Origin of the sequence: Aeromonas veronii, assembly GCA_041319085.1 — a bacterium.
Taxonomy (GTDB): domain Bacteria; phylum Pseudomonadota; class Gammaproteobacteria; order Enterobacterales; family Aeromonadaceae; genus Aeromonas; species Aeromonas veronii_F.
Map to the genome: position 1 here is coordinate 3,100,402 of CP101033.1, position 21,736 is coordinate 3,122,137.

Annotated in this window: 15 protein-coding genes; 5 read left to right on the top strand and 10 right to left on the bottom strand. The window is 58.1% G+C overall.

Features of this window, described 5'->3' with window-relative positions; genetic code table 11:
* Nucleotides 1-23: 23 nt before the first annotated feature.
* From NMD14_14580 to tapM, 8 genes are all read right to left on the bottom strand, one after another.
* Nucleotides 24-1,610 (bottom strand): SPOR domain-containing protein, encoded by a 1,587-nt coding sequence (locus NMD14_14580; GenBank protein XEI31978.1) that lies wholly within the window; start codon nt 1,608-1,610, stop codon nt 24-26.
* Nucleotides 1,600-2,682 carry a 3-dehydroquinate synthase gene (gene aroB / locus NMD14_14585; protein XEI31979.1) on the bottom strand — a complete coding sequence of 361 codons (1,083 nt, stop codon included), beginning with the start codon at nt 2,680-2,682 and terminating at the stop codon, nt 1,600-1,602. The genes NMD14_14580 and aroB overlap by 11 nt, the downstream gene beginning before the upstream one ends.
* 14 nt (nt 2,683-2,696) lie before the next feature.
* Nucleotides 2,697-3,215, bottom strand: a complete 519-nt coding sequence (gene aroK / locus NMD14_14590) for a shikimate kinase AroK (GenBank protein XEI31980.1) — start codon at nt 3,213-3,215, stop codon at nt 2,697-2,699.
* Nucleotides 3,216-3,406: 191 nt separating this feature from the next.
* Nucleotides 3,407-5,632, bottom strand: coding sequence for a type IV pilus secretin PilQ family protein (locus tag NMD14_14595; GenBank protein XEI31981.1), 2,226 nt, complete (start codon nt 5,630-5,632; stop codon nt 3,407-3,409).
* A gap of 16 nt (nt 5,633-5,648) precedes the next feature.
* Nucleotides 5,649-6,182, bottom strand: a complete 534-nt coding sequence (locus tag NMD14_14600; GenBank protein ID XEI31982.1) for a pilus assembly protein PilP — start codon at nt 6,180-6,182, stop codon at nt 5,649-5,651.
* Complete coding sequence (gene tapO, locus NMD14_14605; GenBank protein ID XEI31983.1) at nt 6,179-6,778, bottom strand: PilO family type IV pilus biogenesis protein TapO; 600 nt, start codon at nt 6,776-6,778, stop codon at nt 6,179-6,181. Before tapO ends, NMD14_14600 begins: the two co-directional genes overlap by 4 nt.
* Nucleotides 6,775-7,353, bottom strand: a complete 579-nt coding sequence (gene tapN / locus NMD14_14610) for a PilN family type IV pilus biogenesis protein TapN (GenBank protein ID XEI31984.1) — start codon at nt 7,351-7,353, stop codon at nt 6,775-6,777. The genes tapO and tapN overlap by 4 nt, the downstream gene beginning before the upstream one ends.
* Nucleotides 7,341-8,414, bottom strand: a complete 1,074-nt coding sequence (gene tapM, locus NMD14_14615; protein ID XEI31985.1) for a PilM family type IVa pilus assembly protein TapM — start codon at nt 8,412-8,414, stop codon at nt 7,341-7,343. Before tapM ends, tapN begins: the two co-directional genes overlap by 13 nt.
* A gap of 288 nt (nt 8,415-8,702) precedes the next feature.
* On the opposite strand from tapM, the gene NMD14_14620 reads away from it, so the two are divergent.
* A complete protein-coding gene (locus tag NMD14_14620) occupies nt 8,703-11,174 on the top strand; it encodes a PBP1A family penicillin-binding protein (GenBank protein ID XEI31986.1) in 2,472 nt (823 codons plus the stop codon).
* 206 nt (nt 11,175-11,380) lie between these two features.
* On the top strand, nt 11,381-12,742 hold the full coding sequence (locus tag NMD14_14625; GenBank protein XEI31987.1) for a sodium-dependent transporter: 1,362 nt from the start codon (nt 11,381-11,383) through the stop codon (nt 12,740-12,742).
* 69 nt (nt 12,743-12,811) lie between these two features.
* On the opposite strand, the gene NMD14_14630 is transcribed toward NMD14_14625, so the two are convergent.
* Nucleotides 12,812-13,681, bottom strand: a complete 870-nt coding sequence (locus tag NMD14_14630) for a patatin-like phospholipase family protein (protein ID XEI31988.1) — start codon at nt 13,679-13,681, stop codon at nt 12,812-12,814.
* A gap of 213 nt (nt 13,682-13,894) precedes the next feature.
* On the opposite strand from NMD14_14630, the gene NMD14_14635 reads away from it, so the two are divergent.
* The 3 genes from NMD14_14635 (at nt 13,895) to NMD14_14645 (ending at nt 20,647) form a co-directional block, all read left to right on the top strand.
* Entirely contained in the window at nt 13,895-14,944 is a 1,050-nt protein-coding gene (locus tag NMD14_14635) for an efflux RND transporter periplasmic adaptor subunit (GenBank protein ID XEI31989.1), read from the top strand.
* Complete coding sequence (locus NMD14_14640; GenBank protein ID XEI31990.1) at nt 14,944-18,060, top strand: efflux RND transporter permease subunit; 3,117 nt, start codon at nt 14,944-14,946, stop codon at nt 18,058-18,060. The genes NMD14_14635 and NMD14_14640 overlap by 1 nt, the downstream gene beginning before the upstream one ends.
* A gap of 211 nt (nt 18,061-18,271) precedes the next feature.
* A complete protein-coding gene (locus NMD14_14645) occupies nt 18,272-20,647 on the top strand; it encodes a YgiQ family radical SAM protein (GenBank protein ID XEI31991.1) in 2,376 nt (791 codons plus the stop codon).
* Between the two features lie 273 nt (nt 20,648-20,920).
* Here NMD14_14645 and NMD14_14650 read toward each other — a convergent pair whose 3' ends face one another.
* Nucleotides 20,921-21,622 (bottom strand): HNH endonuclease, encoded by a 702-nt coding sequence (locus NMD14_14650; GenBank protein ID XEI31992.1) that lies wholly within the window; start codon nt 21,620-21,622, stop codon nt 20,921-20,923.
* Nucleotides 21,623-21,736 lie beyond the last annotated feature (114 nt).

Here is a 21,736-nt window from a genome sequence, read left to right on the forward strand (position 1 = left end):
TACCCCCTTATCCGGTATCAAGGCTATTGCTTCAGCTCTTTTTGTACCTGTGCAAACGACTTGGGCCAGGGCTGACCTTTCAGCAAGGCTGGCGAGAGCTTGCGAATGGCACTCTTGGCCTGGGTCAGACCAGCATAATCCCCTTGCAGCACCACGTACCAGGGGCTGCCACGGAATTTGGTCTGATAGACCCATACCTTGCCCGCCAGACCATGCTCGGCGACAAATTGATCCACCGCCTTGGTGTTGCTCGCCCCCATCAGCTGCACACTGTAGTGGTTGCGCGGCTTCTTGTTCAAGGTGGCGACCGGTGTCAGGGCAACCTTGGGTGCCGGCGCGGCAACCGGCTCGCTGCTGGCGGTGTTGGTGGTAGCCGCAGGCGTTGGGGTTGTCACCGGGCTCTGTGCCTTGCTGGTGCTGGTGCTGGCTGGCGCCGTGGTTGCAACGGCGCCACTGGTGATTACACCGTTCGGGCTCTTGCCGGTCAGCTCGTCCACCACGTCAGTAGGCAGTGCGCCGCTCACCTTGGGTTCGGTCATCAGCTTTTGCACGACCTCGTCAGAGATCACCACCCGACGCCCTTCGTAATTGGTTGATTCGGTGGTCATGGTTTCGCTCTCCACCGATTTGGGCAGCACTTTCGCTTCCGGCTGCCAATCCTTCACCACCCCGTTGGGATTGCTGGCTGCACCGCTGTTTTGTGCGCCTTGTGCAGCAGCATCGGCATTCGAGTCACCCGCAGTAAGAGGGTCTCCTCCTGCCACCGGGATCGGCAATGCCGTGTTCTGTGCCGGATCCTGCAGTGCCGGTTTGCTTTCATGATCAAACAACGCAGGCAACAGGTAGCTCAGCGCCAGCAGGCCGCCTGCGACCAGCGCGATAGCTGTGGCAATCTTCTTGACAGGCAACTCCGCCTGACGCTTCTTGGGCCTTCTGTCGGTCATGATATCCTCCAGTAACTGCATGATGGTGGACGGATGTCCGTTCGCCGTTTTCAGGATCTCTTCCACTTGCAGCTTGGGCAAGAGGGTCGCCGGGATCTTGAGCGCTTTGGCTTTCTCATACAAGAAGATGCGCTGCTCGGGCGGGCTCAGTGGCGGCACTTCCAGCTCCAGGGCCGGCATGGCGCGCCCTTTGAGCAGCGGTCGTTGCGCACGACACCAGACGTCACTGCCCGAGACGATAATGGCCAGCTGATGGGGCACCGCCAGGGTATCGTTATGACGGATGATCGCCCACAACTCTCCCAGCAGCTCGGCCGGCAACTGGTCGGCCCGCTCTATCAACAGCAGCAGGGTGGCAGGCTTGCTCCCCTCCAGCATGCGAAAGAAGCTCTCCGCCAGCGCATCCTGTGGATTGAACAACGGCCGCGCCACTACCTGTGGCAATAACAGCTGACGCACATCCACCATCTTCATGGCAGGCGTACCAATCAGGCTTACCACCCGCACTTTTTCCGGCAACACGCCGAGCAGGGATTCGCACAGGGTACCGCGACCACAACCGGGTTTACCGGAGAGAAAAATGAAGGGGTGATTGAATTCAATCAGATGCAGCAGCCGGTCAACCAGCTGCCGCTGGGAAGGAAGTTTTAGCAGTTTATTCGTCACGACCAGACTCGATCACCGCCAGCAACTCGGCATCGGACACATCCCCCACCACCTGCGCATGGCCGATGCCAACCGGCAACACCAGACGCAGCTTGCCTTCCAGCACCTTCTTGTCACGGCGCATATGGCGAATAAAGGCGGCGAAATCCATCTCGGCAGGCGCATGAATGGGCAGATTGGCGGCCAGCAGCAGGGCGCGCACACGCGCAACGTCCGCTTCGCTCATTTCGCCACGGGCCTGCGCAGTCCAGGCAGCCAGCATGGTGCCGGCGGATACTGCTTCACCGTGCAGCCAGTTACCATAACCTTGCTCGGCCTCGATGGCATGACCAAAGGTGTGGCCCAAATTGAGCAGCGCACGGACGCCGTGCTCGGTCTCATCCTGACCGACCACATCGGCTTTGATCTCGCAGCAGCGTTTGATGGCGTAGGCCAGCGCGGCAGGTTCCAGCTGTTGCAGACGCACCATGTTCTGCTCCAGCCAGCTGAAGAAATCAGCATCCCAAATGATGCCGTACTTGATCACCTCGGCCATCCCCGCGGCAAATTCGCGGGCAGGCAAGGTACTCAGACATTCGGTATCGATAACAACCTGTTTAGGCTGATAAAAAGCCCCAATCATGTTCTTGCCGAGGGGGTGGTTGACAGCGGTTTTACCGCCGACAGAGGAGTCGACCTGGGAGAGCAGGGTGGTCGGGATCTGGATAAAAGGAATGCCACGTTGATAGCTTGCTGCCGCAAAGCCCACCAGATCCCCGATCACGCCGCCCCCCAGAGCGATCAGTGTCGTATCGCGCCCATGGTTGGTTTCAAGCAGAGCAGACATGATCTGCTCAAAGGTCGCCAGGTTCTTGTATGCCTCGCCGTCAGGCAGGATCAGGTGTTCAACCTGAAAACCCGACAGCAGGGCCGTTACCCGTTCAAGATAGAGCGGAGCAACGACCGTGTTGGTCACTATCATCACCCGCTTGCCCTTAATGGTCGATACCAGCGCCTCGGGGCGCTGCAACAACCCGGCAGCTATCTCGATGGGATAGCTGCGTTCACCCAGTTCGACCTTCAACCGTTCCATGGACGTCCTCTAGATTACATACCGATCAGCTTTACAATTTGATTGGCAACGATTTTTGCGCTCTGGTCATCGGTATGCACAACAAAGTCGGCAACCTCTTCGTACAGGGCATTGCGCTCTTGCGCCAGACGTTCCAGCACTTCGCGTGCCGGTTCTTCGGTCTGTAGCAGAGGGCGGCGTTTGTCTCGCTGTGTGCGCGCCAACTGCTTTTCAATAGTGGTTTCGAGGTAGACCACGATGCCACGAGCAGACAACTTGTTGCGGGTTTCGCGACTCTTGATGGCACCGCCACCCGTCGCCAACACGATACCCTGCTGCTCTGACAATTCGCCGATCACCTTCTCTTCGCGAATCCGGAACCCTTCTTCGCCTTCAACATCGAACACCCAGCCGATATCAGCACCACTGCGGCGCTCAATCTCATGATCTGAGTCGAAAAACTCCATATGCAGTTGTTCTGCCAGATGTCTACCTATGGTGCTCTTGCCCGCACCCATGGGACCTATCAGGAAAATATTGCGTTTCTCAGCCATGTCTTTTCGTTAGTAATTACAAACTGTACGACCCCGATGAACACTGGATCGGGGTACCTATGAACCTTATCTTGCGATGGATCAGGAGGGGGATTATCTCAATAGATATCAGGACTGGCAACCGCAGCCCTTACGCCCCAGCCTCGTTGGGGCGTAAGGTTATATGTGTTTTACCCTCACATGTAAAGCATTCAGAAGGCGTCGGTGACTATCTTGGGCGTCACGAAAATCAGCAATTCCCGCTTTTTGTTCTCGCTGGTGGTCTTGCGGAACAGGGCTCCCAATCCGGGGATATCGCCCAGCAGCGGCACCTTGGTCACATCGCTCTTGATGGTCTGCTGATAGATACCGCCGAGCACCAGCGTCTCGCCATTGTTCACCAACACCTGAGTGGTGATGGACTGGGCGTTGATGGAGACAGCATCACCGGTACCGGTTGGCACGGTTTCACCCTTGGTATCCTGGGTCACGGTCAGATCGAGAATCACCCGATTGTCAGGGGTGATCTGCGGGGTAACCTTCAAGCTCAATACCGCCTTCTTGAAGGTGACCGAGGTTGCCCCACTGGAAGAGGACTCCACATAGGGGATCTCGGTACCCTGTTCGATCAACGCCGGTTTCTGGTTCGCCGTGGTCACCCGCGGACTGGCGATAATCTCGGCCTTGCTCTCTTTTTCCAGCGCCGATAACTCGAGATCCAGCAAGGTGCCATCAGCCAGACGGGCCACCTGGAAGGCCAAAGTACCGGCCGCATTGGTCACCGGCAGGTTGACGTTCATCCGATCGTCTGCTGTCGGTCTGGTAATTGTCGAACCGCCATTGTTGTTACCAGAACTATCATTCCCCTCGATAGAGCCGGACGTACTGTTGCCATGACCATCGTTCTTGGTCACCCCCCACCGCACCCCAAGCGCCTCATCAAAGCCATCATCAATAGTCACCATCCGCGCCTCGATAACCACCTGCTTGACCGGTATATCGAGGATATCAAGCATCCGCTTGATGCTGCTGATGACCTCTGCCGTGTCTTTGACTACCAGCACGTTGGTGCGCTCATCGACACTCACCGCCCCGCGGGATGACAGCAGCTTGGTGCTTTCGGAAGAGAGCAGAGCCGCCACTTCCGAGGCCTTGGCATAGTTGATCTGCAGATATTCGGTATAGAGCTGTGCCAAATCAGCAACCTGATTGCGGCTCTCCAGTTGTTGTTTCTCGCGTGCGGCAATTTCCTCTGCCGGCGCCACCAGCAGAATGTTGTTGTCCAACCGCTTGTCGAGACCCCGCACCTTCAAAATGATGTCGAGCGCCTGTTCCCACGGCACCCCGTCCAGACGCAGGGTGATATTGCCAGACACAGAATCTGTGGTTACCAGGTTGAGATTGTTGAAATCGGCGATCAGCTGCAGCACGGTACGAACAGGAATATCCTGGAAGTTCAATGAGATGGGCTTGCCCTGATACTGCTTGGATGCCGTGGCCGTCGTCCGCTTTTTCACCTCGATAATGAAGAGCTTGTCTGCCTGATCGTAGCGGTAATCAAACTGACCATTGATCGACAGCTCAAACAGGGTATCGCTCCCCTGCCGGGAGACTTCAACCTGGGAGACCGGCGTCGCAAAATCCTGCACATTGATCAGATTAAGCAAACCATCCGGCACCCGAGTGCCATGAAACTTGGCCAGAACGGTCTGGCCACGGCTACTCACATCAACGGCCGCTGAGCTGTTATCCAGCGTGACCAGAAACTCCCCCTGACCCTCTTTGCCACGACGAAAATCCACACCGGTCACCGAGTTGAAATAGGCGCCGCCTCCACTGCTCTGATTGTTGTTGAGCACCGGCTTGCTAGCGGGCTGCGTTGCTACCGGCGTTGTCGCGGGCGCCACAGGCATCGACCGAGCAACAACCTGAGGATTGAGCAGCCCCGAGGGAGAGGGAGTGGCCACCATCGCAGAGGGCGCTGGCACAGGGGTAGCCGAGGCTGTGGGGGCAATGAGGGCGCTCTCACCACTGATGAGCCCGGAGGACGCCCCCTCACCCACTGACACCAGCAATTTGTTACCCTGTTGCTGCACCTGATAAGGGGCCAGCTGATCGAGCGCGATCTTGATATCCAGACCCGCCCCCTTGCCCTCAACCTTGATATTATCAACCCCCCGGCGCTGGATCGACAGCGGGTTCACTTTGAGCGCCCCCACCGCACCGGGAACATGCAACAACAACTGATTGGGTTGATAAGAGAGACGATCGGTAAAGCCGGTGACCGGCTCACTGAAACTGAGCTCCACCAGCAATTGATCGGCAAGCAGCGGATTGACCTTGATCTCCTGCAGGGTTGCCACTGCCCACACCTGACTAAAGGCGCTGGCGCAAAACAGCAAAGCCACTTTGGATACACTCTCTATTGTTGTTCTCATTGCTGTTCGTCCCTGATTATTGTTTTTCTTGCACATTGGCCATCGCCAACTGGGTTTCTCTTGTTACCCAGCACCCCTTCCCATCTGGAATGGTTTCCAGCAAATCCACGGCCGTGTCGGTGATCTTGATGATACGCCCCTGATCAAGGCCCATATACTGGTTGAGTCCGACCCGCATCGATTTGCCATCCGGGGTACTGATCAGGGCCCATAACTGCCCCGCCTTACCCAAAGAGCCATGCATCGACAGACTGGCCAACGAATAATTTTCCAGCACCTCTTTCTCCCGTTCCAGCAAGGTCTGAGCACAATCCGGCTGAACCTTGGCTGTGCTTGTACTTCCGACTGTCGTCTCTGGCTGGGGAACCATAAAAGGGCTGCGCAACTCGCGCTGTTGGTAGTGCATGGGGGAAAAAGGCTTCAGCTCGGGCAAGGGCTCGATAGGTATCGGCGGTCTTGCTTTGGTCTGGGCGACATAACTATCCATGTCCTCTGGGCCACCACACGCAGCCAGCAAGAGGGCAGGCAACAACCAGCAGATGCGTCTCATTGTTTCGGCTCCACTGTTTTACCGTTGTACTTGTAGGTCTTGGCCAGCATCGACATCGAAATCAGATCTCCTGCATCCTTGCTCTGACCCAGGGTGAAGGAGTCAAGGATGACGATGCGGGGCAAGGCCGCCATGTCAGCCGTGAACTTGCCAATTTCATGGTAAGTGCCCACGACTTCGATACGCATCGGAAGCTCGGTCGAAAACTCGTGCTTGAGCTCGGGTTCCCAGTTGATCCGGTTCAGTTTCAGACCGTTGTCGGTAGCAATAAAGCTGATATCGTCCAGCAGACCGGCGACCTCATGGGTATTTGGCAACTGCTTGAGCTGGGTATCGACCAGTTGCTCAAGTTGAACCATCTGTGCCTTGTATGCCCCCAGGTTGGCAGCCAACATCGCTTTGCTTTCAAACTGGGTTTTCAGCTCGGCCTCCTTCCCCGCTTCCTGAGTCAAATTGGTCAGGGAGTTGGCAATCACATAGTAGTAGATGAGGCCACCGGTCAACACGCAGCAAAAAAAGATGAAGATCCCTTTTGCCCATTTTGGCCAGCTTGCTATGTCATTGATATCCAGCTCGTTGAGTTGCTGAAGGTTCATTTTTGCTCCTTGGCCACATTCCCTGCAGCCGCAGCATTGTTGGCGATCAGGAACATCATGGAAAACTGGCTCAATGACACGGGCGCAACATCAGCCGCAAAAATAGTGCTTATCTTTGATTGGCCCAACCAGCCGGAACCATCAATCCGTCGCATCATGCTGGCCACCCGGCCATAAGCTTCAGTCTTGCCATTTACATCGATAATATTGTTCTGCATCGAGAGGGTATTGAGGTACACCCCATTGGGCACCAGTGAAGGCAGCTGATTGAAGAGGCGAACGGGCACATTGCGGCGCAGCTGCAACTGCTCGATGAGCTGCATCCGATCGATCAGATCCTTGCGACGCTCCTTAAGCAGACGGATCTCCCCCAGCTGGGCATCCAGAATAGTCATCTCCTGAACCAGCCGCTGGTTGCGCTGCTGCTGGGCGAGGATCTGGCGATCGACCAGCCAGTTGGCAAAAAATCCCAGCGCGACCGTAGCCAGCACAAAAAAAACCAGCAAGACCCCGAACTGCTTCTTTTGGCGCTGGGCCAGGGCTTCACGCCAGGGCAGAAGATTTATATTTGACATGGTGTGAAACTCCTCAGAGCCAACCCGAATGCCGTCATATATTTAGCGCCATGTACCAGCTCGGCCTCCCCTTTCGGTTTGCCAAACAGGGCGAACAGATCCGGGTGCAATACCTCGCAATTGACCTCTTCTTTTACCTGTACCAACAAACCGGGCAGCAGACTGCCTCCTCCTGTCAGCACCAGTTTTGCGATGTCGCGATAGCCCGATGAGCTGCAAAAGAGCTGGATATTGCGCCGCACCTGCTGCAACAGCAAGTTGATGTGGGGCATCAGCACATCCAGTTCATGGTCCACGGGCAAGGTACCTTTGGTTTTGGCCTGCTCAGCCTCATCAAGCGCCATGCCATAAAAGGAGGAGAGCGCCTGGCTGTATTGGTCGCCGCCGAAGTTTTGCAAACGGGAGTAGATCACCTCGCCTTTGACCAAGGCGGCAAAGGTCATGGCGCTGGCACCGATGTCGATCACCCCGATCGGCCGTTCACTCTCTTGCAATTCGGGCAGACAAGTCACCACGGCACGGCCCAGCGCGTGAGCGCCCACATCCACCACCTTGACAACGATATCGGCTTCGGCCAGAGCGCTGACCCGGCCATTGACGCTCTCGGTGCGGGCTGCACTCAGCAGGACATCCTGACGATCGTCACCGCTGTTGGTGCTGAGCACCTCAAAATCGAGGCTCACTTCGTCGAGGGGGAAGGGAATGATCTGTTCGGCCTCCAACTGCACCTGATTTTCCAGCTCCTTGTCGTTAAGACGAGCATCAATCTGGATCACCTTGGTGATCACATTGGAGCCAGTCACCGCGGTGGCAGCATAGTCACTGTGGCCCTGAATAAGGCGCTTGAGGGTCTTGAGAGATTGGCTGACGCGTTCGATATCCTGCAACTGATAATCGATCAGTGTCCCTTTCGGGGTAGGAACATCGGCGACTGACTCTAGATGCAGCTTACCCGGGCGGCCACTGAGGGTGACGGCCTTGATGGTCTGACTACCGAAATCAATGCCCACCAGAGGGAGGAGGGAGCCCTTATTAAATAGCCCAAACATATACACGTCCATGCGTTATTTGGTGTTATTCCTGAACTGAGTGTAGGACACCCGATCAGAGGAGTACTGGAATCATCCTAAATGCTCTAACTATCAATGTCATAAAGTTTATACCGAAAAGTGACCCATCTCGCTTTCTTCATCACGCAGTACCCTCCTTGGTTATTGTTTCCTGTAATGCTAACCTCTCGCATCCTTTTGAGGCAGGTGGCTCGCCACAGGAAAACCTCGAATTTTCCATGGCAAAAGGGCTATACTCTGCGCCCGTTGGTTAATTTTAAGACGATTGGTAGTTCTTCCATGCTGAAATGGCTCGTTCGCCTGTTTATTGTCATGATGCTGGGTGCTGCGCTGGGTGTTGCCAGCCTCATCGGTATCTACTTCTATATCAAACCCCAACTGCCTGATGTCACCGCCTTGCGTGATGTCAAGCTGGCAACCCCTATGCGGGTTTACAGCCGGGATGGGGAGTTGATCGCTCAATATGGCGAAATTCGTCGTATCCCGTTGCGTCTGAACGACATTCCGCAACCCATGATCGATGCTGTTCTGGCGACTGAAGACGCACGCTTCTATGAGCACCTGGGTGTAGACCCAATCGGAATCATTCGAGCCGCATCCGTCTGGGCAGTCTCCGGCCATGCTCGTCAGGGTGCCAGTACCATCACCCAGCAGGTTGCCCGTAACTTCTTCCTTAGCAATGAGAAGACCATCATCCGCAAGGTCAAGGAGGTCTTCCTGGCCTGGCGGATCGAACAGAATCTCTCAAAAGACGAGATCCTCGAACTGTACCTCAACAAAATCCCGCTTGGTTATCGCGCCTTTGGGGTCGGTGCTGCAGCCCAGGTTTACTTTGGTAAAGAGGTCAAGGATCTGGGGCTGGACGAGATCGCTATCATTGCCGGTCTGCCAAAAGCCCCCTCCATGCTCAACCCCATCCGCTCCCCAGAGCGGGCGTTTGCGCGTCGCAACGTCGTGCTGGGCCGGATGCTGGAAACCGGCAAGATCACTCAGGCCCAGTTTGATGAAGCCTCCAAGATGCCGATCAAGGCCCGTTTCCATGGCGCAGAGGTGACCCTGCATGCTCCCTATCTGGGTGAAATGGTTCGCCAGAAGATGGTCGAGCAGTTTGGGGAAAATGCCTACACCATGGGCCTGCACGTCTACACCACCGTCTCGGCCGAACGTCAGCGGGCAGCCAGACAGGCGCTGCTGGATGGCGTCTTTGCCTATGACATGCGCCACGGCTATCGCGGTCCGACGGCGCAGTTGTGGAAAGCGGGTGAAGCCAGCTGGGATTACGAACAGATCGTGGCCCACCTTGGCAACCAACCCATCTATGATCCGCTGATGGCTGCCGTGGTCACCAAGCTCGGAGACCGCAGCGCAACCCTGGTGCTGAAAAATGGCAAGGAAGCAGAATTGGGCTGGGACGGCATCAAATGGGCTCGCTCGTTCATTACCGACGACCGCCAGAGCTATGCCCCGAAATCGGCGCGCGATGTGCTGAAAGTCGGTGCCCAGATCTGGGTGCGGGAAGAGGGCGAAGCGCTGCTGCTGGCCCAAATCCCGGACGTCAACGCCGCGCTGGTTGCCATGAACCCGAAAAATGGAGCACTGGAAGCACTGGTCGGTGGTTTCAGCTTCGAGCTTTCCAAATTCAACCGGGTCGATCAGGCGCGCCGCCAGATTGGCTCCAACATCAAGCCTTTCCTCTATGCCACCGCGCTGGAGCACGGCTATACCTTGGCATCGCTCATTAACGATGCGCCGATCAACCAGTGGGATCCGTCTAAAGGCCCCATGTGGCAGCCAAAAAACTCCCCGGCTGTCTATGATGGGCCAACCCCGCTGCGCCTTGGCCTGGCAAAGTCCAAGAATGTCATGTCGGTTCGACTGATGCGCGCCATCGGTCTGGATACCTATATCGACGGTCTGACTCGCTTCGGTTTCCCACGCGACTTAATCTCTCCCCATGAATCGCTGGCGCTGGGTGCAGCCGAATTCACTCCCCTTGAGGTGGTGCGTGGTTACTCGGTACTGGCCAACGGTGGCTTCCTGGTGACCCCATACTTCGTCGACAAAGTGACCGACAGCCTGGAGAACACGCTCTATCAGGCCAACCCTGCCATCGCTTGCACCAGCTGTGAGCAGCAGGCCACGCCCGAGCAGAGCACACTGCCAGAGCCAACTGTTGATGGTGCCGCACAAGATGGCACGCAGACCCCTCTCGCGCCGACCATAGCCCCGCATACCATCAGTGCCCAGAGCGCGTTCCTGATCACCGACACCCTGAGCACAGCTATCTGGGGTGGCAACGGCTGGCGTGGTACCGGCTGGCGTGCCGCCCGCGACCTGAAGCGTCACGACATCTCCGGTAAAACCGGTACCACCAACGAATCGCGGGATGCCTGGTTCTCCGGCTATACCCCGGAGATCGTCGCCACCTCCTGGATCGGTTTTGACAACCACCAGCGTAGCCTTGGCCGTGCCGAATTTGGCGGTGGCGCCGCGCAGCCTATCTGGATCGACTTCATGAAAGTCGCCCTCAAAAAGCTACCGGAGCACAAGATGCCGGTTCCCGAGGGGATCATGACGGTGAAGATTGACAGCGAAACCGGCCTGCTGACGACCGGTGGCGGCACTGACGAATACTTCAAGGAAGGTACCGAACCGACCCGCTATGCCGCGCCCAGCTCGGATGGCAATCAGGTTTACGACGGTGACAACCCCAACATGGAAGGGCCTGTCTCTACCGACGATATCTTCTAAACTGCTCTCGTGGCAGAAAAAACCGGCAGCCACGGCTGCCGGTTTTTTACCTGCTAATCAGAGCCCTGATCCCCTCGTTGTTCTTATTTGTGCTCTACTCTATGGGGCTTTTGCTCAAAACATCTTGGCAAACCGCCATAAACCTCAGAAAATTCCGACCTTCAAAACCCGGTTCATCCCGCATGTGCGAAATAAGTGAGACAAGCATGAGTCAAACACCCCCCAAGGCCCGCGACGGCTTTACCAGTAAATTCGGCGTCCTTGCCGCCACTCTTGGTTCAGCCGTCGGCCTCGGCAATATCTGGAAATTCCCCTATCTGACCGGTGAAAACGGTGGTGCGGGCTTTCTGCTGGTCTATGTGATCGCGACCCTGCTGGTCGGTTTGCCGGTGATGATTTCCGAGATCATGCTGGGCCGCAAAAGCAAGACCGATGCGGTCACTACCCTGAGCAATCTCGCTCCTAAAAGGCAACCCTGGTGGCTGATTGCGGTGATGGGGGTGCTGGCGGCTTTCTTGATCATGTCCTTCTACTCTGAAGTGGCGGCCTGGGTGTTTGCCTATATCTTCAAGGCGATCGACGGCTCGATACTCTCCACCGATCCCAAGGTGACCGGCGCGGCGTTTAGCGCGCTGATCAGCAACCCGCTGCAGAGTCTGTTGTGGCAGTGGCTGGTGCTGGCCCTGATGGGCGGCATCCTGCTGATGGGGGTCTCCAAGGGGATCGAGGCGGTCACCAAGAAGCTGATGCCGGTGCTCTTTATCCTGCTGCTGGTGATCGGTATTCGCAGTCTGACGCTGCCGGGGGCGAGCGAAGGTCTCTCCTTCCTCTTCTCGCCCGATTTGTCCAAGATCACCTCTGGCGTGGTGCTGACCGCCATGGGACTGGCCTTCTTCAAGCTCTCCATCGGCATGGGCTGCATGATGACCTATGGCAGCTACTTCCGTGATGACCAGAACATTCCGGTCACCGCGTTCCGGGTGATGTGCGCCGACCTGTTTGTCTCCATGCTGGCCGGTATCGCCATCTTCCCGGCGGTGTTTGCCTTCGGGTTCGAGCCGACCGCCGGTCCTTCGCTGCTATTCATCACCATTCCGGCGGTGTTTGCCAGCATCCCGTTTGGTCATCTGTTCATGGTGCTCTTCTTCGTACTCTCGGCCATCGCGGCCACCGGTGCCATGCTCTCCATTCTGGAAGTGCCGGTCTCGGTGCTCTCCGAACGCTTCAAGATGAGCCGCCCGAAGGCGACCCTGATCAACCTGCTGGTACTGGGTGCGGTAGGTTCCACCTGTGCGCTCTCCAACAGCACCATGGCGGATGTGCAGATTGCGGGCAAGACCTTCTTCGATCTGTTCGACTACCTCTCCTCCAATATCCTGATGCCGGTGGGCGGTATCTTCCTCTGCCTGTTCGTGGGCTGGGTATGGGGCGAGGAGAAGATGCGCGATGCCCTGACCAATGGCGGCGAGCTGGCTCTGCCCATTCTCAAGCCACTGTTCTTCATCATCCGCTACGTATCGCCACTGCTGATCCTGATCGTGATGCTCAAGGGGCTGGGGCTGTTCTAAGCCGAGCATTTGGTCATCGCAAAAGAGCGCCGCAAGGCGCTCTTTTTGTTGGTGCGATGGGCGTGAGGATCACAGCAACCCGAGGCGGCCCAGTTCATCCTTGAGCTGATCGAGGTTGCGCTCAACGCAGGCTTCCCCCTCGTTGATGGCATCGCTGGCGCGATGAAAATCCATGATGGAGAAGCTGCCAAGGCGCGGACAGAGCTGGATTTCCGCCGGGTCCCCGGCCATCCGGGCACGGGTAATGCGCTCCTGCATGATGTTGATGGAGCCACTCATCACGCTCCACAGACCCGGGGTGGCTGGCGCAGATTCACCGCGATTAAGCCACTGGCTCAGCAGGCCGCCGCTGCCCGGCTGATCCGGCTCGTCGGTCCAGGGTTGGTGCATGTCGGTGTTGAGGTTGACCGCTATCACCACTTCGGCCCCCATGGCGCGGGCCAGCGAGATGGGCACCGGGTTGACCACCGCGCCATCGACCAGCCAGCGGTCGTTGACCCGGGTCGGGGTGAGGATCCCCGGCATGCCGCAGGAGGCGCGCACCGACTGGCGCATCGAGCCCTGTTGCAGCCAGATTTCGCGGCCGGTATCGAGTTCGGTGGCGATGCAGGCGAAGGGAATGGGCAGGCTCTCGAGATCGGGATCCCCCAGATGGCTGGCGGCAAGGCCAAACACCTTTTCGCCGCGAAACAGCCCGCCGGAGAGAGCCGGGTCGAGCAGGCTGACCACTTGCAGGCGAGTAAAGCCACGCACCCAGGTTTCCAGCCGATCCAGTTCACCGGCGGCATAGGCTGCGCCGACAAAGCTGCCGATGGAGCAGCCAGCGATCAAATCCGGTTTGATGCCGAGACGTTCAAGGGCGCGGATGACGCCGATATGGGCCCATCCTCTGGCGGCGCCGCTTCCGAGAGCGAGCCCTACGCGGGGTTTACGTGGCACGACGTTCCTCCAAAAAAGGGGGGGGGGTGAGCAACCAGCTTACTCTGCAAGTCAGAGTCCGTCATCCTGGCGCGGCCCCCGAGTCCTTATCGGGGTAGGCCATAAGTTCATCACCTTGTTACGTTTTGTCACATTTATACATAGTCACGGCATAGTCTGGGGCTAAAATGGCCCCAATCTGGATTTACCCTCTCACTCTTCATGGACCGTTCGATGAAAATGCGTATCTGGCTCGGCTTGGGCCTTCTTCTAATCGTGGGTGCCGGCGTCTGGGCGCTGCGTAACAGCGAACCCGCCGCCAAAGCACCGGCCAGACAGGTCAATATCCGCACCCAAACCGTCAAGCAGAGTCTGGCCGAGCCGACCCTCAAGCTGGTGGGCAAGCTGGCGGCCAATCGCTCCGTCATCATCAGCCCCGAAGTGACCGGTCGCATCGTCAAGATTGCGGTGCAGTCGGGTCAGAGCGTGGCGAAGGGGGCGACCCTGATCGCGCTCGATGCGGGCAAGCAGCAGGCTGAGCTGGCCGAGCAGAGCGCCAGCCTGCGCGACGAGAACCGCAAGCTGGGGGATATGCGCAAGCTGGTGGCCCGTGGCGCCGTGACCCAATCCGAGCTGGAGGGGCAGGAGGCCACCGTGGCCCAGGTGCAGGCACGCCTCGATGCCGCCCGTTACGAGCTCTCCCTGCGCACCTTGCAGGCGCCGTTTGCCGGCACCGTGAGCCTGATTGATCTCAGCGAAGGGGCGCTGGTCAACAGCGGCGATACCCTGCTGCATCTGGATGAACTCGACAAACTGCGTCTCGATCTGGCGGTGCCGGAGCGTTACCTCTCCCTGCTGCGCTCGGGCATGGCGGTCACCGCCACCAGTACTGCCTGGCCGGATCAGCAATTCAACGGCACCCTGACCACCCTCGACAGCCGCGTCTCCAACGATACCCAGAACATCAAAGCGCGGGTGATGATCCCCAATGGCAACGGCCAGTTGCGCCCGGGCATGCTGCTCAATGTGGCGCTGGCACTGCCTGCCCGGCAGCTCACCCTGATCCCCGCCCAGTCGGTGGAGTATGCCGGTGAGCAGCGCTTTGTTTACCGTCTCGAGGCCGATGGCCGGGTCAAGCGGGTGCCTGTGGTGCTCGGCGAGACCGAAGGGGAGACCGTCTGGGTCACCGAGGGGCTGAAGGTCGGCGATCGCATCGTGGTCGAGGGGCTGGTCAATCTGCGTGATGGGGTGCAGGTGCGCGATCTGGCCGAGGTGAACGGCTGATGTGGCTCTCCGATATCTCAGTACGCCGCCCGCTGGTGGCGGTGGTGCTCAGCGCCCTGCTTACCGTGTTTGGTCTGGTCGCCTTCAGCAAATTGACGGTGCGGGAGATGCCGGACGTGCAGACGCCGTCGGTCTCCATCACCACCACCTATGAGGGGGCGGCCCCCTCGGTGATGGAGAGTCAGGTCACCAAGCCTATCGAGGATCAGCTCTCCGGCATCAGTGGCATCAAGAACATCAACTCCATGACCCGCAAGGGGCGCTCGATGATCACCGTCGAGTTCAAGCTCGGCTGGAACATGGTGGAGGGGATCTCCGATGTGCGCGATGCCCTCTCCCGCGCGCGGCCACGGCTGCCCGATGATGTGGACGAGCCGCTGGTGACCAAGGACAGCGGCAACGGCGATGTGGCGATCTGGCTCAACTTCAGCAGCAGCCAGATGGATCGCACCGCCATGACCGATTACGCCAACCGCGTGCTGGTCGACCCCCTGAGTCTGGTGGACGGGGTGAGTGAAGTGGCGCTCTCCGGCGATCTGACCCAGGTGATGTATGTGCGGCTGCGCCCTGCCGACATGGCGGCCCGTGGCATCACGGTGAGCGATGTGGAAGAGGCCCTCAAGCGGGAGAACATCGAGTTGCCGGGGGGGGAGATCCGCAACAACTCCATGACCATGGCGGTGCAGATCGCCCGTCTCTACCACACAGCGGAAGATTTCCAGCAACTGCAAGTCACCACAGCCGCCAACGGCCAGAGCGTCTATCTGGCCGATATCGCCGATGTAGAGGTCGGGGCCAAGAACGAAGACAGCGCCTATCAGCGCAACGGCAAAGAGAGTCTGGGTATCGGTATCGTTGCCCAGTCCACCGCCAACCCGCTGGCTGTCGCACAGGGGATCGAGAAGAAACTCGGCGAGATGCAGCGCTTCCTGCCGGAGGGGGCCAAGCTCGAGGTGGATTACGACTCCACCATCTTTATCAAGCAGGCCATCGACGAGGTGTACGAGACTCTGGCCATCTGCGCCGTGCTGGTGGTGGCGGTGCTCTATCTGTTCCTCGGGCAGGGACGTACCACGCTAATTCCGGCCATTACGGTGCCGGTGTCGCTCATCTCCGCCTTTATCGGCGCCTGGTATTTCGGCTTTTCCATCAACCTCATCACCTTGCTGGCCCTTATTCTCGCCATCGGTCTGGTGGTGGATGACGCCATCGTGGTGGTGGAGAACATCCACCACCATCTGCAGCGGGGCGAACCGCCGCTGCTGGCGGCATGGCACGGCACCCGCGAGGTGGGCTTTGCGGTCATTGCCACTACCGCCGTGCTGGTGATGGTGTTTGTCCCCATCGCCTTTATGGATGGCATGGTGGGGCGGCTCTTTACCGAGTTTGCGATATTGCTATCGCTGGCGGTGCTCTGCTCCTCGCTGGTGGCGCTGACCCTGACCCCGGCCATGGGCTCCTGGCTGATGCGCCCGCTGGATAAACCGAATCGGCTCACCGCCGGGCTCGATCGCGGGCTGGGCTGGCTGGAGGGGCACTATCGTCACCTGCTGGCGTGGGTGCTGCGTCGTTCCCGCTGGACGCCGCTGGTGCTGCTGCTCTGCCTTGGCGGCATCGGCGCCCTGTTTACCCAGTTGCCGACCAGCCTCACCCCGACCGAGGATCGCGGCGTCATCTATGTCTTCGTCAAGGGGGCAGAGGGGACCAGCATCGAGCGGATGAAGCGCAACATGCAGCAGGTGGAGTCCGCCATCATGCCGATGCTGGGCAAAGGGGTAGTGCAGGCGCTGAGCTTCAGCACCCCCGCCTTTGGCCGTGGCGGCGATCAGACCGGCATGGTGATCATCCAGCTCACCGACTGGGCCGAGCGTGACGTCACTGCCACCGAGTTCTCTCGCTCGCTCGGCGCCAAGCTCTCCGGCATTCCCGACGTGATGATCCGCACCTTCCAGCCCGGTTTCCGGGGCGGCTCCACCGCACCGGTGCAGTTCGTGCTGCAGGGTAACGACTATGCCGAGCTCTACCAGCAAGGGTTGGCGCTGCAACAGGCGGCGCAGGGCAGCGGCCTGATGCTGAGCCCGGATCTCGACTACGCCGAGAAGACCCCCGAGCTGCAGGTGACCATCAATCGCGACAGCGCCAGCCAGCTCGGCATTCCGGTCTCCACCATCGCCAACAGCTTGCAGACCCTGCTGGGCGGGACGAGCAAGACCACCTATGTGGACAGGGGCGAGGAGTATGACGTCTACCTGCGCGGCAACCAGAGCGAGTTCAACGGCATCTCGGATCTCGGCCGCATCTATCTAAAAGCCGCTAATGGTGAGATGGTCACTCTCTCGACCCTGGCCACCGTCAAGCAGGTGGCGACCGCCAACCGCCTCAACCACTACCAGCGGCAAAAAGCGATCACCCTGACTGCCGACGTGCACCCCGACCACACCCTGGGTGAGGCCCTCGATTTCCTCGATGGCTGGGCCAACGCCAACCTGCCCACCGGCATGACGGTGGATTACGCAGGTGATTCAAAGGATTACCGCGACAATCAGGGGGAGATGGTGCTGGTGTTCGGCCTCGCCCTGCTGGTGGTCTATCTGGTGCTGGTGGCCCAGTTCGAGAGCACCCTGACCCCGGCGGTGGTGATGGTGACGGTGCCGCTCGGCATCTTCGGTGGTCTCTTGGGCCTCTGGCTGACGGGGCAGGAGATGAGCATCTACAGCCAGATCGGGATGATCATGCTGATCGGCATGGTGACCAAGAACGGCATCCTCATCGTCGAGTTCATCAACCAGTTGCGCCAGCGCGGCGAAGGGTTCGAGCAGGCGATAATCAAAGGCTCGGTGCGCCGCTTGCGCCCGATCCTCATGACCTCGCTCACCGCCATTATCGGCGCGGTGCCGCTGATGCTCTCCATGGGGGCTGGCTACGAGAGCCGGATGGCGGTGGGGACAGTGGTCTTCTTCGGGCTGTCGTTGGCAACCCTGGTCACCCTGCTGGTAGTGCCCGCCATCTACCATCTGCTGGCGCGCCACGCCGGGATGACCGGCGCGCGGGATCAGCAGGTAGATGACGCGCTGGCCGCCAAGGGGGTTGGGGAGTCGCAGCCTCCGGCGCTCTGAGCAGCATTCTTAGCTGAATCCTGACCTGACCCCTGACCTGCGCGCTCAAGCGGGGCCAGTTATCAGCCTCTATCATCACAAGGGCGCCTGCGGGCGCCCTTGCTATTAGTGGCGGCGGCCTATTCCACGGGATCTACAGGGACAAAAAGCCATCGCTCCCCTTGACCGCAACCGGTATAATGCGCGACCCGAATTTTTCCAGGTGTTCAAAATGCAGCCGGTACCCCACCTTTTCTCCTACCCCCGCTATTGGGCCGAGTGCTACGGCACGGCGCCCTTCCTGCCCATGTCCCGCAAAGAGATGGACAAGCTGGGTTGGGACAGCTGCGACGTCATTCTGGTGACGGGGGATGCCTATGTGGATCACCCGAGCTTCGGCATGGCGGTGATTGGCCGCATGCTCGAATCCCAGGGTTTTCGGGTCGGCATCATCGCCCAGCCGGACTGGTCATCGAAGGATGACTTTATGCGTCTGGGCAAACCGAACCTCTTCTTCGGGGTGACTGCGGGCAACATGGACTCCATGATCAACCGCTACACCTCCGACAAAAAGCTGCGCCACGATGACGCCTACACCCCGGGGGATGTGGGCGGCAAGCGGCCGGACCGCGCGACGCTGGTCTATACCCAGCGCTGTAAAGAGGCGTTCAAAGAGGTACCGGTGCTGATCGGTGGCATCGAGGCTTCCTTACGCCGTATCGCCCACTACGACTACTGGTCCGAGACCATCCGCCGCTCCATCCTGCTCGATGCCAAGGCCGATATCCTGATCTACGGCAACGCCGAGCGGCCGCTGGTGGAAGTGGCCCACCGCATCGCGGCGGGGGAGACCATCGACACCATGCAGGATATTCGCGGCACCGCCGTGATCCGCAAGGAGCCGCTGCCGGGCTGGAAAGGGGTGGATTCGAGCAAGCTCGACCAGATTGGCCGCATCGATCCCATCATCAACCCCTATATGGAAGGGGCACCCTGTGCGGATGACGCCAGCGACGCGGCCCCTGCCGCGCAGGAAGCCCAACCCGTGCTGGTGCAGCCGGCCAAGCCCAAGCCGTGGGAAAAAACCTATGTGAAGCTGCCGGGGTTCGAGCGGGTGAAAGAGGACAAGGTGCTCTACGCCCACGCCTCGCGCATTCTGCACCACGAGACCAACCCCGGCTGTGCCCGCGCCCTGTCGCAGGCTCACGGCGATCGCATCGTCTGGGTCAACCCGCCCGCCTTCCCGCTCGAAACCGACGAGATGGACGGCGTATTCGGCCTGCCCTACCAGCGGGTGCCGCACCCGGCCTATGGCAACGAGAAGATCCCCGCGTTCGAGATGATCAAGACCTCGGTCAACATCATGCGTGGCTGCTTTGGCGGCTGCTCCTTCTGCTCCATCACCGAGCACGAAGGGCGCATCATCCAGAGCCGCTCGGAAGAGTCGATCCTGAAAGAAATCGAAGATATCCGCGACAAGGTGCCGGGCTTTACCGGCGTCATCTCGGATCTCGGCGGCCCCACCGCCAACATGTACCGCTTACGCTGCCAGAGCCCCAAGGCCGAGCAGACCTGCCGTCGCGCCTCCTGTGTCTGGCCCACCATCTGCCCGCATATGGACACCGACCACAGCCCGACCATCAACCTCTATCGCAAGGCGCGCGACCTCAAGGGGATCAAGAAGATCCTCATCGCCTCCGGCGTGCGTTACGACATTGCGGTCGAAGATCCCCGCTATATCAAGGAGCTGGCCAAGTACCACGTCGGCGGCTACCTCAAGATCGCGCCGGAACACACCGAGGAGGGGCCGCTCTCCAAGATGATGAAGCCGGGCATGGGCAGCTACTACCAGTTCAAGGAGCTGTTCGACAAATATTCCAAAGAGGCGGGCAAGCAGCAGTACCTGATCCCCTACTTCATCTCCGCCCACCCGGGCACCACAGATGAAGACATGGTCAATCTGGCGCTCTGGGTCAAAGAGAACCGCTTCAAGCTCGATCAGGTGCAGAACTTCTACCCGTCGCCGCTCGCCAACGCCACCACCATGTATTACACGGAGAAAAACCCGTTAAACAAGGTGAGCCGCGAAGGGGGCGATGTGTTTGTTGCCAAGGGCGAGCGCCGTCGCCGCCTGCACAAGGCGCTGCTGCGCTACCACGATCCCGCTGGCTGGCCGATGATCCGCGAAGCCTTGCTCGCCATGGGCAAGGGCCACCTGATTGGTAATGGCCCCGGCTGTCTGGTGCCTGCGGAAGGGCGCAACGAGCGCGCCGCCAGCGGCAAGGGGCTAAAACCGGCCCTGACTCGCCATAGCCCAATGTCTCAACAAAGGGGCGAACACCAGCGAGGCAATGGTGGTAATGGCGCTGGCAACAAGCCGACGGGCGGCAAGCCGGTGGGTTCCCAGCTACAGAAAGGGGCGGCTAATGGCAAACCGGCCGCGCCGGGTTCTGGACATGGCGAAGGCAAGGGCAAACCGACTGGTAAACCCGTCCATAAGGGCAAGGCGCCGACCCGCGCAGGCTCCACCAAGCCGGGCGCCAAACCCGCCACTCAAGGTGGCAAGCCAGCGGCCAAAGGGAATGGTGCCAAGCGACCGGCGCGGTAAGTTTTCCTGATTGGAAAGTGATAGAAATAAAAAAGGCGACCGGATGGTCGCCTTTTTACAGATACATAGACAATATGAATTTTATCTTTCTCAAGTGTAGTTATAAGTATTTGCTCTAGAATCAGTTACACCAGCGATACGGAAGAAATTTGGGATACCCACCTTTTTGATATATTTGATATTATACTATTTGTTGTCGCTTGCATTTTTTTGGATAAGTAAATTGTTTATGTGTACTTGTATAGATTTATCTATGTTACCTTGCTTTTAAATTTATTGACGAACCATGGTGGCTTTAAGCTGATCTATTGTAATCTCACCTTTATGCAGCATCGCATGACAATTTGGACACACCGGTACTAAATCTCTGATAGGATCAACTTGATAAGCCTCGCCAATTGATGAGATTGGCACTACATGATGAACATGAATGAAGCCGGATCCAAGTTTTCCGTATTTATTTTCAAAGTTAAAACCACAGATGATACAGTCTAAGCCAAAGTGTTCTATGCATTTTTTTCTGGCAATAGGATTTCTTTCATATGAATTAATATATGCAGTCTTTAAAGCGCCTTCATAGATACCTTTATCCGTTTCCATTTCACCAGAATAAAAATTGTTCTCTCTTTCTGGAGGGATTTTTGCGTATTCAAATATTGCCTGCCTTATTAATTCGGGCAAATTTCCTTTCCAAGCTGGCTGTCTATTATTTGGTTGCTCATAGGTATAGGGCTTATCCCCAAAGAGATGCACCATAAAGTTAAACATTCGGTTATTTAAAGACTCCCCAGACAAGCTAATGACAAACCCATCCTTTCTTGAATGAAACCATATTGATTCATTTTTAAACCCTACAACTGCCATATTATTTTTGTTTTTTTCCTGCTCATGAAAGCTGACTGGCGTTGACTGATACTTTAGAGCTATATCTTGAATGCAAGCTTTTATTAATTGTTTTAACTCGGGAATGTCCATGTTGGCCTCTTATTTCGTAAAGTTGAATTTTCTTAATATTGTACACTCATCCCGTATGTTGGGCTAAAAATCGTAGGTTGGTGCTGAACGTAGGGCAAAAGATGTGTGTCCCAA

Excerpts from the sequence above, each read along its gene's own strand:
- NMD14_14640 (XEI31990.1), top strand. The coding sequence starts at position 14,944 with ATGTGGCTCTCCGATATCTCAGTACGCCGCCCGCTGGTGGCGGTGGTG.
- NMD14_14650 (XEI31992.1), bottom strand. The coding sequence starts at position 21,622 with ATGGACATTCCCGAGTTAAAACAATTAATAAAAGCTTGCATTCAAGAT.
- aroK (XEI31980.1), bottom strand. The coding sequence starts at position 3,215 with ATGGCTGAGAAACGCAATATTTTCCTGATAGGTCCCATGGGTGCGGGC.
- NMD14_14635 (XEI31989.1), top strand. The coding sequence starts at position 13,895 with ATGAAAATGCGTATCTGGCTCGGCTTGGGCCTTCTTCTAATCGTGGGT.
- NMD14_14620 (XEI31986.1), top strand. The coding sequence starts at position 8,703 with ATGCTGAAATGGCTCGTTCGCCTGTTTATTGTCATGATGCTGGGTGCT.
- NMD14_14595 (XEI31981.1), bottom strand. The coding sequence starts at position 5,632 with ATGAGAACAACAATAGAGAGTGTATCCAAAGTGGCTTTGCTGTTTTGC.
- NMD14_14600 (XEI31982.1), bottom strand. The coding sequence starts at position 6,182 with ATGAGACGCATCTGCTGGTTGTTGCCTGCCCTCTTGCTGGCTGCGTGT.
- tapM (XEI31985.1), bottom strand. The coding sequence starts at position 8,414 with ATGGACGTGTATATGTTTGGGCTATTTAATAAGGGCTCCCTCCTCCCT.
- tapO (XEI31983.1), bottom strand. The coding sequence starts at position 6,778 with ATGAACCTTCAGCAACTCAACGAGCTGGATATCAATGACATAGCAAGC.
- tapN (XEI31984.1), bottom strand. The coding sequence starts at position 7,353 with ATGTCAAATATAAATCTTCTGCCCTGGCGTGAAGCCCTGGCCCAGCGC.
- NMD14_14645 (XEI31991.1), top strand. The coding sequence starts at position 18,272 with ATGCAGCCGGTACCCCACCTTTTCTCCTACCCCCGCTATTGGGCCGAG.
- aroB (XEI31979.1), bottom strand. The coding sequence starts at position 2,682 with ATGGAACGGTTGAAGGTCGAACTGGGTGAACGCAGCTATCCCATCGAG.
- NMD14_14625 (XEI31987.1), top strand. The coding sequence starts at position 11,381 with ATGAGTCAAACACCCCCCAAGGCCCGCGACGGCTTTACCAGTAAATTC.